Source organism: Fontisubflavum oceani (assembly GCF_030407165.1).
Lineage (GTDB): Bacteria > Pseudomonadota > Alphaproteobacteria > Rhodobacterales > Rhodobacteraceae > Rhodophyticola > Rhodophyticola oceani.
Window position 1 is genome coordinate 817,310 of sequence record NZ_CP129111.1, and the last position, 13,995, is coordinate 831,304.

The 13,995-nt window shown below is 61.4% G+C and carries 13 protein-coding genes and 2 pseudogenes; 9 read left to right on the forward strand and 6 right to left on the reverse strand.

The genetic code is table 11. The features are described from left to right. The first annotated feature begins 4 nt into the window (after window positions 1–4). Window positions 5–892 carry an MFS transporter gene (locus tag QTA57_RS04160; protein ID WP_290153800.1) on the forward strand — a complete coding sequence of 296 codons (888 nt, stop codon included), beginning with the start codon at window positions 5–7 and terminating at the stop codon, window positions 890–892. Beyond that, window positions 889–1,254 carry an MFS transporter gene (locus QTA57_RS04165; RefSeq protein ID WP_290153802.1) on the forward strand — a complete coding sequence of 122 codons (366 nt, stop codon included), beginning with the start codon at window positions 889–891 and terminating at the stop codon, window positions 1,252–1,254. Before QTA57_RS04160 ends, QTA57_RS04165 begins: the two co-directional genes overlap by 4 nt. 113 nt (window positions 1,255–1,367) lie before the next feature. Here the strand turns inward: QTA57_RS04165 and QTA57_RS04170 are convergent, their stop codons facing one another. Beyond that, complete coding sequence (locus QTA57_RS04170) at window positions 1,368–2,054, reverse strand: response regulator transcription factor (RefSeq protein ID WP_145213279.1); 687 nt, start codon at window positions 2,052–2,054, stop codon at window positions 1,368–1,370. 168 nt (window positions 2,055–2,222) lie between these two features. Here QTA57_RS04170 and ribA point away from each other — a divergent pair, with 168 nt between their 5' ends. Then, the gene (gene ribA / locus QTA57_RS04175; protein ID WP_290153804.1) at window positions 2,223–3,317 is read left to right on the forward strand and encodes a GTP cyclohydrolase II; all 1,095 of its coding nucleotides are present in this window, start codon (window positions 2,223–2,225) and stop codon (window positions 3,315–3,317) included. Next, window positions 3,314–3,811, forward strand: a complete 498-nt coding sequence (locus tag QTA57_RS04180; RefSeq protein ID WP_290153806.1) for a L,D-transpeptidase family protein — start codon at window positions 3,314–3,316, stop codon at window positions 3,809–3,811. Before ribA ends, QTA57_RS04180 begins: the two co-directional genes overlap by 4 nt. Window positions 3,812–3,813: 2 nt before the next feature. Here the strand turns inward: QTA57_RS04180 and QTA57_RS04185 are convergent, their stop codons facing one another. From QTA57_RS04185 to QTA57_RS04195, 3 genes are all read right to left on the reverse strand, one after another. Further along, window positions 3,814–4,203: a hypothetical protein gene (locus tag QTA57_RS04185; protein ID WP_290153807.1), complete on the reverse strand. Its 390-nt coding sequence runs from the start codon at window positions 4,201–4,203 to the stop codon at window positions 3,814–3,816. Window positions 4,204–4,257: 54 nt separating this feature from the next. Then, window positions 4,258–4,917: a YggS family pyridoxal phosphate-dependent enzyme gene (locus tag QTA57_RS04190; protein WP_290153809.1), complete on the reverse strand. Its 660-nt coding sequence runs from the start codon at window positions 4,915–4,917 to the stop codon at window positions 4,258–4,260. Between the two features lie 67 nt (window positions 4,918–4,984). Continuing rightward, window positions 4,985–5,986, reverse strand: a complete 1,002-nt coding sequence (locus QTA57_RS04195; protein WP_290153811.1) for a porin — start codon at window positions 5,984–5,986, stop codon at window positions 4,985–4,987. 246 nt (window positions 5,987–6,232) lie between these two features. On the opposite strand from QTA57_RS04195, the gene QTA57_RS04200 reads away from it, so the two are divergent. From QTA57_RS04200 to QTA57_RS04220, 5 genes and pseudogenes are all read left to right on the forward strand, one after another. After that, window positions 6,233–6,748 (forward strand): DUF3576 domain-containing protein, encoded by a 516-nt coding sequence (locus QTA57_RS04200; protein WP_290154776.1) that lies wholly within the window; start codon window positions 6,233–6,235, stop codon window positions 6,746–6,748. Window positions 6,749–6,826: 78 nt separating this feature from the next. Next, window positions 6,827–9,403 carry a leucine--tRNA ligase gene (leuS, locus tag QTA57_RS04205; protein WP_290153813.1) on the forward strand — a complete coding sequence of 859 codons (2,577 nt, stop codon included), beginning with the start codon at window positions 6,827–6,829 and terminating at the stop codon, window positions 9,401–9,403. Further along, complete coding sequence (gene lptE, locus QTA57_RS04210) at window positions 9,390–9,881, forward strand: LPS assembly lipoprotein LptE (protein ID WP_290153815.1); 492 nt, start codon at window positions 9,390–9,392, stop codon at window positions 9,879–9,881. Before leuS ends, lptE begins: the two co-directional genes overlap by 14 nt. After that, a pseudogene (gene holA, locus QTA57_RS04215) lies at window positions 9,878–10,899 on the forward strand (DNA polymerase III subunit delta). The gene lptE and the pseudogene holA overlap by 4 nt, the downstream one beginning before the upstream one ends. A gap of 11 nt (window positions 10,900–10,910) precedes the next feature. Further along, window positions 10,911–11,500, forward strand: a pseudogene (locus QTA57_RS04220) (glutathione S-transferase family protein). 3 nt (window positions 11,501–11,503) lie between these two features. On the opposite strand, the gene QTA57_RS04225 reads toward QTA57_RS04220, so the two are convergent. Beyond that, on the reverse strand, window positions 11,504–12,670 hold the full coding sequence (locus QTA57_RS04225; RefSeq protein ID WP_290153817.1) for a TIGR03862 family flavoprotein: 1,167 nt from the start codon (window positions 12,668–12,670) through the stop codon (window positions 11,504–11,506). Further along, complete coding sequence (locus tag QTA57_RS04230) at window positions 12,667–13,992, reverse strand: mechanosensitive ion channel family protein (protein WP_290153818.1); 1,326 nt, start codon at window positions 13,990–13,992, stop codon at window positions 12,667–12,669. The genes QTA57_RS04225 and QTA57_RS04230 overlap by 4 nt, the downstream gene beginning before the upstream one ends. Window positions 13,993–13,995 lie beyond the last annotated feature (3 nt).

Sequence of the window (13,995 nt, forward strand, 5' to 3'; positions counted from 1 at the left end):
CGTGATGGCGTGGCTCCTCCTGAAACAGAACCGGAACTACCGCTTGCTTTTCTCCGGCGCGGGGGCCTCCAATCTCAGCGACGGGGTGGGCGCTCTGGCCTTTCCGTGGCTGGCCACGCTGATTTCGACAAACCCGTTCGATCTTGCCCTTGTGGCCTTTGCCACCCGGCTGCCGTGGTTCCTGCTCTCGTTACCTGTCGGGGTCATCACCGACCGGGCGGATCGGCAACGGTTGATGGTGCGCGCGGATTTGGTGCGGATGGCGCTGGCCTTTGGCGTGGTGGCGCTGATTGCCGCCGGGCCGCCACTGCCAGCGGGCGAAAACGCCACTTGGATGATCGCGGCACTGGCCGGTCTCGCGTTCCTGATGGGCGCGGCGGAAGTCGTGCGTGACAATGCGGCGCAAACGGCTCTGCCATCCCTCGTGGAAAAGCGCGACCTGGAAACCGCGAATGGCCAGATCTGGAGCATCGAGCAGATTATGGGGAGCTTTGTCGGCCCGCCGCTTGCCGGTCTGCTGATCGCGCTGGCCGTGCCGGCCCCCTTCCTGTTCGAGGCAATCGGCTTCGCCTTGGCCGCCTTCGCCGTCTGGGCCATCGCCTTTCCACCACGCCTCAACCGGGGTCTGCCCGCCGGGTTCTGGGTGGAGCTGATCGAAGGTGCGAAGTGGATCAGGCAGCATGGCGTTCTCTTACAACTGGCCATCATGCTTGGGCTGATGAATGCTCTCTCACTGGCCGCGATGACCTATCTGGTGCTCTTTGCGCAGGATATCCTCGCGCTAGAGGCCGTGGGATATGGCATCCTGCTCACCGCCGGAGCGGCGGGCGGCGTCACAGGGGGCTCTGCGGCCCTTGGATCGCCGCGCGCCTCGGTCCGCAGCAAAGCGTGATCCTCGCCCTCTTCGGCATGGCCCTGCCGTTCTCCCTGCTCTATCTCACGTCGTCCGCGTTGGTCGTGGGTGCCGCGCTTTTTGCAGGGATCCTGTTCGGCATGCTCTGGAATGTGGTCACCGTCTCTTACCGCCAAAGGGTCGTGCCTGACCTTCTGCTTGGGCGGGTCAACAGCATCTATCGGTTCTTCGGATGGGGCATGATGCCCCTCGGTGCCCTGGTGGGCGGGGCGTTCATGGCATGGGCCGAACCGGAAATGGGCCGGGAGCTTGCCCTGCGGGTGCTTTACCTCGGCGTTTCAGGCGGCCTGGGGTTGATGTTTATTTACGGTCTCTGCTGCCTGCGCCTGCCCCGGAAGTAAAAAAGAGGCCCGGACGCGAGGGTCCGGGCCAGTCCAACAGGGAGGTAATAAACCTGTTCTACGGCGCAACCAAAAGTTGCACTTTGATTTCGATCAATACCGCCAGGCGGTCGTCACGAGACCAGCCGATAGCCGCCGCTTTCGGTAACCAAAAGCCGCGCATTTGACGGATCTGGCTCGATTTTTTGCCGCAAGCGATAGATGTGGGTCTCAAGCGTGTGCGTGGTGACACCGGCATTGTAGCCCCAGACTTCGTGTAGAAGAATATCGCGGGCCACAACACCATCCTGAGCGCGGTAGAGGAACTTCAGGATGTTCGTCTCTTTTTCGGTCAGGCGGATTTTCTTGTTGTCCTCGGTCTCCAAGAGCTTCATCGCAGGCTTGAACGTATACGGCCCAAGCTGGAACACGGCGTCTTCGGACTGTTCGTGCTGGCGGAGCTGGGCACGGATACGCGCCAAGAGCACCGGGAATTTGAACGGCTTGCTGACGTAATCATTGGCACCGGCGTCGAGGCCCAGAATCGTGTCGGCATCACTGTCATGACCGGTCAGCATCAGGATCGGGCATTTCACCCCTTGCTTACGGAGCAAACGGCAAAGCTCGCGCCCATCGGTATCGGGCAGACCCACATCGAGGATCACCAAATCATAGATCGCTTCTTTCGCGCGCTCCATCGCGCCGGTGCCGTTACCGGCTTCGAACACGTCGAACTCTTCGGTCATCACCAGTTGTTCCGACAACGCCTCGCGCAAATCTTCGTCATCGTCGACCAGCAGAATCTTTCGCAAAGTGGCCATGGGTCTACCTCGTTCCTGTTTCTGGTCCCCGACATGCGCCTCACTCACGCAGTTGGCAAGGTGGTCGAAAAAAGCTCACGCAGCCGTGTCAGCCCGGGAGGGAATGTTTCAAATTCCTTCTGTAGCGGGTAAGGAACGGGTCTGAGCCCCGCGCTTATGTGAGAGACTATGAGCCTGATCCCCTCGCCGACCGAACTTGTCGCCCGTGCCCGCGCCGATCTGCGCGTTGGTGTGCCCGTGGTTTTGGCCGATGACTCTGGTGCTGGCATATTGGTTCTCGCCGCTGAGCGGGTGAGCGAGGTGCGGCTCGCAGATATCCGCGGATTGGGCGGTGAAATGAGTGTCGCCATTACCGCATGGCGGGCGGAGACGTTGAAAGCGCGCACCTATGATGGGGATCTGGCGCGGCTTGTGTTGCCAAGCGACGCGGATGCGGCCTGGCTAAATGCGATTGCGGACCCGGCCTACGATCTGCAGGCGCCGATGAAGGGCCCGTTGCAAAGCCTCCGCACGGGAGAGGCCGGGCTTCATCGCTTGGCATTGCTGCTGGCAAAATCGGCACAGCTTTTGCCAGCCGTTCTGACCAGTACCGTAGAGAACGCACGCAAATTGGCCACTGAGGCTGGGCTGACTTGTCTGATGGCCCGTGATGCGCAGAACGATTTGGCCGCCCATCACCCGCTGCATCCCGTTGCCGCCGCGCGCCTGCCGATGGAGGCCGCCGAGGCGGGCCGGTTGCATATCTTCCGACCGGATAATGGCGGCATTGAACATTACGCAATCGAAATCGGTCGCCCCGACCGGGAGGCACCAGTTCTGGCGCGCATTCATTCGGCTTGCTTCACCGGAGATGTCCTGGGCTCGCTGAAATGCGATTGCGGGCCACAGCTTCACACCGCTCTGGCCGAGATGGGTAAAGCGGGCGCGGGCGTGCTGCTCTATCTCAACCAGGAAGGTCGTGGGATCGGGCTGGCCAATAAGATGCGCGCCTATTCCCTGCAAGATCAAGGGTTTGACACGGTCGAGGCCAATCACCGGTTGGGTTTTGAGGACGATGAACGCGACTTTCGCCTCGGCGCGGATTTGCTAAAACGCATGGGGTTTGGTGCCGTCCGCCTGATGACCAACAACCCGCGCAAAGTTGAGATCATGGCCGAGATGGGCATTGAGGTCACCGAACGTGTCCCGCTGATCACCGGCACCAACCGCCACAACGCGCATTATCTGGCGACCAAGGCCGCGAAGTCGGGGCATCTCTTGTGACACCGGAGGATCTGGTGCTGACCCCGATGGGCATCCGGTTTCAGAACCGGGTGTTTCCCTGTTCCATCGGGCGTGGCGGGGTCAGTGACGAAAAACGTGAAGGTGATGGCGCGACCCCGGCAGGGGGTCATCGGATTGTCGGCTGTCTCTATCGGGCAGACCGGATCGCGCGACCTTGCGAATGGGCCCTGCCGATTGGCCCGCGCGATCTATGGTCTGATGATCCCGCGGATGCGGCTTATAACCTAATGGTTCGCGCGCCATATGCTCATAGTCACGAACGCCTCTGCCGTGCCGATCCGCTCTACGACTTGATCTTGCTGACCGATTGGAATTGGCCAGATGCGACCCCCGGCCAAGGGTCGGCAATCTTCCTGCATCAATGGCGGCGGCCTGGCTTCCCAACCGAAGGATGCATCGCGTTTGACCGCGCCGATCTACATTGGATCACCCGGCGGATCGCGCCGGGCACGAAGCTCAGCATTCCAGCCTGAGCTTATTCGGGGTAGCGCCTCTGTGCCGTTGCAATGCCCAGGACTTGGCGGCCTGCACGGGCGGTTGCTTGCCATTCATAGGTGTGAACTTCACCCGGCGGGCATGGGCTGCGATAGGTGAAAAGGCCTTCGGGCACCGTGCCGCTACCGCTGATCCTGAGCCGTCCGCCACCGTGATTGTAGGATGGCACATCCAAATCAACGAGGCGGAATTCAATCATCTCGGTCCCGGTCGGCACGTCACGCAAGGTGAACGCCGGGTTGCTAACCGTATTCGGCCGGCCCGTGGTGCAAAGCGGGATATCGCCCCACTCGAAGGAAAGCCGAAACTCTGCCAAAGCCGCCGTCGCGGACAAAGCCAATGCAAGAACCGAGATCGTGAGGGTTTTCATAGCCGCCTCCCAAAAGTTGGATGCGGTCAGCATGCGGCGGAGATGTGTGGGCAATCAAGCCTGCGGCGCGACCCGCTCGCCAAATATCGCCGAGCCGACACGGATATAGGTCGCGCCAAACGCAATCGCCTTCTCGAAATCGGCGCTCATCCCCATACTGAGTTCCGGCAAACCATTGCGTTCGGCAAGCTTGGCCAAGAGCGCGAAATGTAAGCTGGCCTCTTCCTCAATCGGCGGGATGCACATCAGCCCGGTGACAGGCAGGTCCAACGCCCGCGCCTCGGCAACAAAAGCATCGGTTTCGCCGGGGAGAATGCCCGCCTTTTGCGGCTCTTCGCCGGTGTTGACCTGGATCAGAAGCTCTGGAGAGGCACCGCGCTCTTGCGCGAGATCCGCGAAGCGACGCGCCAGTTTCGGCCGGTCGAGCGTGTGGATCGCGTCGAACATCTCAACGGCTTGGCGCGCCTTGTTGGTCTGCAACGGACCGATCAGATGGAGAGAGATATCGGGGTATTGCGCTTGAAACGGTGGCCAGCGCCCGGCGGCCTCCTGCACCCGGTTTTCACCAAAAAGCCGATGACCCTGGCGCAGGACATCGGCGACCCGATCCTCCGGTTGCACTTTCGACACCGCGATTAGGCGCACCGATCCAGGCACACGGCCCGCCTTGGCTTCAGCAACCGAAATGGCCTCCGTGATTTCGGAAAGTGACATGCGCGATCCCCAAATAGAAAAGAGCGGGCCAAAGCCCGCTCTTCCCTTACCAAATAATCCGTTAGGATTAGAAGGACATTGCAACACCGAGCGACCAGAAGTCGGTGCTGAAACCGTCCTCATCAGAGGAGCCGTAACCGAGGTGGATGCCAGCGCCGCCGCCCAGGTCATAAGCTGCTGCCAGGCCGAAACCTTCCGCACCGCTGTCGAACTCACCGTAGTTGGCATGGATCGAGAACGCGTCGAAGGAGTAACCGACACCGATGCCGATGTGGGTATCATCAACGCCCCCGATCTCGTCACGGTTTTCCCAGTCGCTATACTGGATTCCAGCTTCGAAGCCACCTGCGAAAGTCGCCGCAACGCTCACACCGATGATGTTCTGCTCAACGCCAGCGAAATCGGCAGTCTGATAACCCAGGCCGAGGGCCAGGTCGACACCGCCAAGCTCAGCATTGTAACGGAAACCAACAGCATAGCCGGCATCGTTAGAAGCGGGGCCAACAACACCGTCGCCCAAGCCAGTATCGTCTTGCTCAACCGAGATCGCGATCCCGAAATCACCAAAGGTGTTGTCGTAGCGCAGGATTTGGCCGTCGCCAGCACCGTCACCATACGAACCGAGATAACCGGCGTGCGAGGTTTCCGCATCGTCGATGGAACCCGGGTTGCCAACATTGCCAGCCTCGGTCAGCGCCCAGTCCAGAGCACCGTCGGTGTCACCCATGGTGATCGTACCGAAGTTACCCGACAGGAACACAGTCGCGCCGCCGTCATCATAGTTGTTGTCCGATGCAGCGGAGCCGTCGCCACCTTCGTCCAGGTCAATCGACGCGCCAAAGGTCAGGCCGTTATCGGTGGTGCCGGACATGGTGAAGGTTACATCCAGATCCTGGAAGAACTGAACCTCATCGGTGCTTGGAAGAGCGCCGTTTACCGGATCGCCGTCCGCATCACGGTCGCCACCGACGATACCCATTTCGGCGGAGCCGCTGAGCGTCACGCCTTGTGCGGCTGCCAGACCGGTCGAGAGGACCAGCGCTGTGGTAGCCAAGAGAACCTTTTTCATGGTTTTTCCCTCGTATTCTTAGAATAAGGTGCACCTCAACACGGGGAATTCCGAATTGAGTATGCCCCTACCTCTCTCTTCGCCCTTCGAATTGCAAGAAAGGCCAAAGAGATGCCGCGATCTTGCCGCCCGCCTGGTGCAGAGTTGCCACAGTCGGTTTTGCGCCTGAAAACCAATGCCTCTTGCCGCGCAAGAGGGGCTAAGATACCAAGCGGACAGAGTTCTACGACAAAGAGGCAGCAGGGCATGATGTTTTCGGGAACGGCAAGAGCCTTCTGCGCGGTTTTGCTGGTTTTGAGTGTTGCAGCATGCTCGGGCCGAGGCGGTGGACTGTTCGGCTCCGGCGGCCTGGATAATGAGATGAGTCCCGAAACCAGGGAGCAGTTGGTGGAGGCCGGGGCCATACCCGACCCGAATCGCCGCACCATCTTTGATCTTTTCCAGAATAGCGCCGATCCGAATGTCACCGTCGAGGTGAACCGTTACCTGTGGAATGCGTCGCTTGAGATCCTGGATTTCATGCCCATTGAAGCGGCCGATCCCTTCTCGGGCGTTATCGTCTTTGGCTACGGCACCCCGCCGGGTGCTGGCCGCGCCTATCGCGCCACGGTTTACGTGAATGACCCCGCGCTCGATGCGCGCAGCCTGCGTGTCGCCCTGCAAAGCCGCGGCGGTGCCGTCAGCCGCGAAACCGCCCGCCAGATTGAAGACGCTATTCTCACCCGTGCCCGCCAGCTACGGATTCGCGATGGCGACCTCTAGACCCTGCGGCACACTCCCCCTAAACACAGCGCCGGGTCCACAGCCCGGCGTTTTTGCGTTCGACCTTAAGGAAATCCGATGTCCCGTTATCAACCGTCAGAGTTGGAACCGAAATGGCAAAAGGCCTGGAACGAGGCCGGAACCTTCCGCGCGACCCGCGAAGGGGACAAGCCGAAATATTATGTGCTTGAGATGTTCCCCTACCCGTCTGGCCGGATTCATATCGGCCATGTGCGCAACTACACGATGGGCGATGTGATCGCGCGCTATAAACTCTCGACCGGGCACAACGTGCTGCACCCAATGGGCTGGGACGCATTTGGTATGCCGGCTGAAAACGCGGCGATGGCCTCGGGCGGGCACCCCGCCGATTGGACCTATGACAATATTGCGGTGATGCGCGAGCAGATGAAACCTCTGGGGCTGTCGATCGACTGGTCCCGTGAGTTTGCGACCTGCGACCCGGAGTATTACGGCCAGCAGCAGGCCCTGTTCCTGGATTTCCTGAAGGCCGGGCTGATCGACCGGAAAAATGCCGTGGTCAATTGGGACCCGGAGGACATGACCGTCTTGGCCAATGAACAGGTGATCGACGGCAAGGGCTGGCGCTCGGGTGCCGAGGTTGAACGCCGCGAGTTGACGCAATGGTTCTTCAAGATCAGCGATTTCTCGGAGGAACTGCTGGACGCCCTGGACGGGCTCGACAACTGGCCGGACAAAGTGAAGTTGATGCAGGCCAACTGGATCGGCAAATCCCGCGGGCTGCAATTCTCCTTCGGCCTGACCGAGAGCGCTGGTGGCCATGATCGTGTGGAGGTCTACACGACACGCCCAGATACACTGATGGGCGCAAGCTTCATTGGCATCTCGCCCGATCATCCGCTCGCCAAGGAACTGGAGGCGCATAATGCAGACGTGGCGGCCTTCTGCGCCGAATGCCGCGCCACCGGGACCTCGGAAGAAGCTCTGGAGAAGGCCGAGAAGAAAGGCTTCGACACCGGGCTCACCGTGCGCCACCCATTCGACACTTCCTGGGAATTGCCGGTCTATATCGCCAATTTCATCTTGATGGATTACGGCACTGGCGCGATTTTCGGCTGCCCCGCCCATGACCAGCGTGACTTGGATTTCGCCCGCAAATACGGGCTGGACGTGATCTCCACCTATGTGCCCGCTCAAGGCGAAGCTGGGTTCACCCGACCCGAGGAAGGCGGCGAGGCCTATGTCCCGCCCAAGCCCGAGAAGGTCCGCTATGTCAAAGGCTTCGCGGGCGACGAGGTGCAGACCGGGACAGAGGGAATCGACACAGCCATCGCGTTTTGCGAGGCCAATGGCGTGGGTCAGGGCGTCACCAAATTCCGCTTGCGCGATTGGGGGCTTTCGCGGCAGCGCTATTGGGGGTGTCCGATCCCGGTCGTGCATTGCGAGAGCTGCGGCGTGGTGCCGGAGAAGAAAGAGAACCTGCCGGTTGAACTGCCCCGCGATGTGGATATCAGCATCCCGGGCAACCCGCTCAATCGGCATCCGACCTGGCGCGATGTGCCCTGCCCGTCTTGCGGTGCACCGGCAAAGCGCGAAACCGACACGATGGACACGTTCGTGGATTCGTCATGGTATTTTGCGCGCTTCACTGCACCTCACGCGGCCACGCCGACCTCTGCCGAGGACTCGGCCTATTGGATGAATGTCGACCAATATATCGGCGGTATTGAGCACGCGATCCTGCACCTGCTCTATTCCCGCTTCTTCGCCCGCGCGATGCAGATCACCGGCCATTTGCCGGAGAGCGCCATCGAACCCTTCGATGCGCTGTTCACCCAAGGCATGGTGACCCACGCGATCTATGTCACCCGCGACGAAAGAGACCGCCCGGTCTATCACTTCCCCGAAGATGTGGAGATCACCGAGTCGGGTGCGAAGCTGGGCGCGACCGGCGAATCCGTCGAGGTGATCCCCTCCGCCAAGATGTCGAAATCAAAGAAAAACGTCGTCGACCCGGTGGCGATCATCGACCAATACGGCGCCGACACGGCCCGCTGGTTTGTGCTCTCCGACTCGCCGCCCGAACGCGACGTGGAATGGACCGCGGCCGGGGCCGAGGCTGCGTTCAAACATCTCAACCGTGTCTGGATACTCTGCGACCGGATTGGTGCGATGGAACCGGGCGCGACCGGTGAGGGGGACGAAGACCTGATCCGCACGATGCATCGGACGATCCATGACGTGACCATGGGCGTCGAAAGCTTCGGCTTCAACGCAGCAATCGCGAAGCTTTATGCTTTCACCAACACGCTGACCAAATCGAAAGCCAGCCATGCCGCGCAACGCGAAGCGATCATGGTTCTGGCGCAGTTGATGTCGCCGATGACCCCGCATCTGGCCGAGGATATCTGGGCGCATCAAGGTGGTGAGGGTCTGATCGCCAATGCGCCTTGGCCAAGAGCCGATGACGCGATGTTGGTTGATGACACCGTGACATTGCCGATCCAGATCAACGGCAAACGTCGCTCGGAAATCATCGTGGCCAAAGATTTGCCGAAGGAAGAGGTTGAAAAGCTGGCGCTGGCGGATGACGCTGTGATCAAGGCCCTGAATGGCGGGGCCCCGAAAAAGCTCATCGTTGTGCCGGGCCGTATCATCAATGTCGTTATCTGATCGTCGCACCTTTCTGACCCTGCTCGCCGCAGCCCCGCTTGCGGCTTGCGGCTTCACGCCCGTCTATGCGCCGGGTGGGCCGGGAGATGTGCTGCGTGGTCAGATCCTGGTGGAGCCGCCTGAGACTCGGACGGAGTTTCTCATGGTGGCGCGATTGGAAGACCGGCTCGGCCGCGCCTCCAGCCCGCGCTACGCTATGACGATCGATACGGTGATTGATGAAAGAGGCATCGCGGTCACTGGCTCAAACGATATCACCCGGATCAATCTGACTGGCGCGACCCGATTTCGCGTGGTGGAGGCGGGTACCGATGTGCAGGTCCATGCGGGCCGGGTGCAAACCTTCACGGCCTATTCCACCACCGGCTCAACCATCGCGACGGCGGCGGCGGAACGCGATGCGGAAGAACGGCTGATGATCGCGCTTGCGGATCAGATCGTCTCGAATCTTCTGGCCAGCGCCAGCCGCTGGTCATGAAGCTCGGCCCGCGCGATGCGGCGGGCTATTTTGCCCGACCCAACCCGGACGCCACTGGCCTTTTGATCTATGGCGCGGACGCGATGCGCGTGGCGCTCAAACGGCAACAAGTGCTGGAGGCACTGTTAGGGCCCGAGGCGGAGGCCGAAATGCGGCTGACACGTATTCCCGCCTCCGATCTCCGCTCGGATCGTGCCGCGTTGCTAGACGCTATCAAAGCACAGGGCTTCTTTCCCGGCCCGCGCGCCGCCTTCGTCGAAGACGCAGGCGACGGGCTTGCGCCCACAATCAAGACCGCGCTGGACGAGTGGCAGCCGGGCGATGCGCAGATCATCGTCACCGCGAAACAACTCAACGCCCGCTCGGCCCTGCGCAAACTTTTTGAGGCCCATCCGAACGCCTATGCGGTGGGGATCTATGACGACCCGCCATCGCGTGCCGAGATCGAAGAGACCCTGCAAAAGGCTGGCATCGCGCAAATCGGCCCCGATGCGATGACCGACCTGACCACCTTGGCGCAATCCCTCGACCCGGGCGATTTCCGCCAAACGGTGGAGAAGCTGGCGCTCTACAAACATGGCGATCCGACCCCGGTGGCCCCCGAAGATGTCGCCGCCTGCGCGCCCGCGACCATAGAAGCGGAACTGGATGACATCCTGCACGCCGCCGCCGAAGCTCAGGCAGGTGCCATTGGCCCTCTGATCACCCGGTTGGGGGGCAAGGCGTGCAGCCTGTGGGGCTGTGCATCGCCGCGCTTCGGCATTTTCGGATGCTGCATATGGCGGCGAGCCACCCCAATGGTGCCTCCGCCGGGATCGCTGCCGCCCGTCCACCGATCTTTGGCCCGCGCCGGGATCGGATGACCCGTCAGGCGCAAAACTGGGGCATGCACAATCTGGAAGCGGCGCTGAGCCTGTTGGTCGAGACCGATTTGTCATTGCGCTCCACACAACAGGCCCCACAAATGGCGTTGATGGAACGCGCGCTCATTCGGTTGGCGATGATGCGGCGCGGGTAAGGGAGACCGAGATGTATCAAGTGATTGGTGGGGTCAAAAGCCGCACGCTTCGGGTGCTTTGGGCGCTGGAAGAGATGGGGCTGGACTATGAACATGTCGCCGCCCCCCGCGCTCTGATGAGGTGGTGGGGTTCAACCCCGCAGGCAAAATCCCGGTCCTGGTCTCGGGCGGTGTGCCGATCACCGACTCGGTCGCGATCATGACCTATCTGGCCGACAAGCACGGGCAGTTGACCTTTCCCGCCGGCACGGTTGAACGCGCCCGGCAAGACAGCCTGACCCAGTTCATCGTTGATGAATTCGACCTCCTGCTTTGGACCGCCGCGCGGCATTCCTTCATCCTGCCGGAAGACAAACGCGTGCCGGAGATCAAAGACAGCCTGAAATGGGAGTTTGAGCGCTCCCAGAAAGCGCTGATCCCGCGCATGGCCGAAGACGGGCCATTTCTGATGGGCGAGATGATGACCATCGCCGACATCCTGCTGGCCCATTGCGGCGGATGGGCGATCACCGCGAAATTCCCAATTGTAGAGCCGCAATTCCGCGCGTTTGTGAGCCGTCTTCGGGATCGGCCCGCCTTCCATCGCGCGATGGCCGCCTAAGATCTAGGGAGCGGCCCATTTGGCGGCGTGCTGCCCGGCCCATTTGCCCGTCGCAAGGCAAGCGGTGATCAGGTAGCCGCCGGTTGGCGCCTCCCAATCCAACATCTCCCCGGCGCAAAAAACGCCCGGCACCGCGCGCAACATAAGGCCATCATCAAGCGCCGCGCGCGCGACCCCGCCGGCTGTGGAAATCGCCTCATCCATCGGCCGCGGGCCTTGATGGGGAACCGGAAGCGCCTTGATCACCGACGCCAAGGCCGCACCCTCCGGCAAGGGCCGCCCGAACTCCTGCAACAGCGCCAGGCGCGCGCCGGTCAGGCGCAGGGTTTTGCGCAGGAAATTCGCGAGACTGTCTTTCCCCCTCCGTCGCGACAGCCGCGCCGCGACCTCCTCTACCATCAAATCTGGCAACAAATCGAGCGTCAGTGGCGCGCCCTCTCTCAGCGCCCGCGACACCGTGTAGATCCCACCGCCCTCCAATCCGCGGGCCGAGATCACGAACTCGCCGCGATGCTTCTCATCCCCCGCGATCAGCGCCGCGTTTTTCACCGGCGCACCGAAATGCGCCGCCATATGCGCCGACCATGCCACATCGAACCCCATATTTGCTGGCTTGAACGGGGTGAGATCAACGCCTTTTTCTTGCAGCCAAGGGGCCCAAGCCCCGTCCGAGCCCAACCGGGCCCAACTCGCCCCGCCAAGCGCCAGAACGGTGACCTTTGGGTGCAGAACCTGCCGCCCTTCGGGTGTGTCAAAGGCAAACCCGTCGCCGTCCCAGCCCTGCCAATGCCAACGGGTCCGCAGATCGACCTGCATCCGCCCCATCCAGGCCCGCAATAACGGCGACGCTTTCATCACAACCGGAAAGACGCGCCCCGTCGAGCCAGTGAACAGCTCCTGGCCGAGGCTACCAGCCCAGCCTTGCACCTGTTTCGGGCCGAACGCGTCCAACATCGGCGCAAGCCATGGTTCGGCCTCGTGATACTGGGCATAGAACGTTGCCTGCGGCTCAATCTTGGTCAGGTTCAGCCCCGATTTGCCCGCCATAAGGAACTTGCGCGCGGCGGAGGGCTTGCCTTCCGCCAAGACCACCTGCCGCCCGGCCCGCGCCAAGGTCTCCGCGGCCATCAGACCGGCGGGACCCGCGCCGATCACCAAGGCGTCGGTCATGGAACGTCACCCGGCCCTTGCCCGGCTTTCCATTCCAAAACGCGGTGCGGATAGGGGATGGTGATGTCGTTCTCTTTCAGCGCGTTCCAGATCAGGAACAGCACGTCGGAGGTGTATTTGTTCTCGCCATCGTCGATACCGTTCACCCAGAACTCAACGCTGAAATCCACGCCGCTGTCGCCGAAACCTCTCAACTCACAATCGGGCGGGAAAGGGTCATCCAAGACGCCCGGATGAGTCGCAACGGCGGCCTCGACAATCGCGGGGACCTGATTGATATCGGTGTCATAGCTGACCGAAAACGGTGCCTCATAGCGGTTCGCGCTGCCGCTATCCGAATAATTCACCACCCGCGTGGTGATGAAATCCTCATTCGGCACCACGATCCAACGCCCGTCAAACGTCTCCAGAATCGCCGCGCGGGCGGTCATTTTGACGATCTTGCCCTGCTCGCCACCGTCCAACTCGACATAATCGCCGACCGTCGCCTGACCTTCGAGCAGCAGGATAATGCCAGAGATGAAATTCGCCGCGATCTTCTGCAGACCGAAGCCCAGGCCCACACCAATCGCCCCACCAAGGACCGCGAGCGTGGTCAGGTCGATGCCCATGATGTTCATCAAGAGCAGGAATGCCGCGCCAAAAATGACAATCTCGACGGTCTTGATCGCCAATTCGCGGGTCGCGGGCCGCATCTCTTGCTGTTTGCCGATGAACTCGGCGCTTTGGGTGTTGGACCAGCGCCCAAGCCAGAACAGAAGACTGCCCGCAATCACGCCGCGCACCAGCGACATGACCGAGAAAGAGATATTGCCCAGATTGACCTGCAACTCGGTCAGGGCGACGGTTACGTCATCCAACACGCCCAGCGCATAAAGCGCCGCGACCGGGACGAGCACATAACGGCCCAGAAGCTTCAGGAACGGGTCGCTGATGATGTGTTTGACCAGGCTTCGCGCGGCAAGGAACAGGAAGACGCGCTTGCCAAAGGCGATCACCGCGCCACTGTCGAAGAGCGAGCGGACGATGGTCTCCCCAATCGCTGTGAACGCATAGGCCAAGACTGGCAGGAGCAGCGGCAAGAACATCGCCAGAAAGCGCCGCGCGGTGGCGAGAATCGTTTGGCTGTCCTCAGACGGGGTCAGCAGTTTGGTCAGGATCGGGGTCAGCCGGCGTGAGACAAGAAGCGCAACCAGGAAGGCCACCACCAAAAGCGCGAATTGCGACCAGGCGGCAGGGCTGGTCAGCCAACCCATCGCAAACGCATAGCTGTCTTCGGCGACATCCAGCGCCTGTTGCACGATTTCGGGCTGATTTTCCATCAC

What these genes read in the sequence shown, in the direction of transcription:
- QTA57_RS04160 (WP_290153800.1), top strand. Translation starts at nt 5, where the DNA reads ATGGCGTGGCTCCTCCTGAAACAGAACCGGAACTACCGCTTGCTTTTC.
- QTA57_RS04170 (WP_145213279.1), bottom strand. Translation starts at nt 2,054, where the DNA reads ATGGCCACTTTGCGAAAGATTCTGCTGGTCGACGATGACGAAGATTTG.
- ribA (WP_290153804.1), top strand. Translation starts at nt 2,223, where the DNA reads ATGAGCCTGATCCCCTCGCCGACCGAACTTGTCGCCCGTGCCCGCGCC.
- QTA57_RS04185 (WP_290153807.1), bottom strand. Translation starts at nt 4,203, where the DNA reads ATGAAAACCCTCACGATCTCGGTTCTTGCATTGGCTTTGTCCGCGACG.
- QTA57_RS04190 (WP_290153809.1), bottom strand. Translation starts at nt 4,917, where the DNA reads ATGTCACTTTCCGAAATCACGGAGGCCATTTCGGTTGCTGAAGCCAAG.
- QTA57_RS04195 (WP_290153811.1), bottom strand. Translation starts at nt 5,986, where the DNA reads ATGAAAAAGGTTCTCTTGGCTACCACAGCGCTGGTCCTCTCGACCGGT.
- QTA57_RS04200 (WP_290154776.1), top strand. Translation starts at nt 6,233, where the DNA reads ATGATGTTTTCGGGAACGGCAAGAGCCTTCTGCGCGGTTTTGCTGGTT.
- leuS (WP_290153813.1), top strand. Translation starts at nt 6,827, where the DNA reads ATGTCCCGTTATCAACCGTCAGAGTTGGAACCGAAATGGCAAAAGGCC.
- lptE (WP_290153815.1), top strand. Translation starts at nt 9,390, where the DNA reads ATGTCGTTATCTGATCGTCGCACCTTTCTGACCCTGCTCGCCGCAGCC.
- QTA57_RS04225 (WP_290153817.1), bottom strand. Translation starts at nt 12,670, where the DNA reads ATGACCGACGCCTTGGTGATCGGCGCGGGTCCCGCCGGTCTGATGGCC.
- QTA57_RS04230 (WP_290153818.1), bottom strand. Translation starts at nt 13,992, where the DNA reads ATGGAAAATCAGCCCGAAATCGTGCAACAGGCGCTGGATGTCGCCGAA.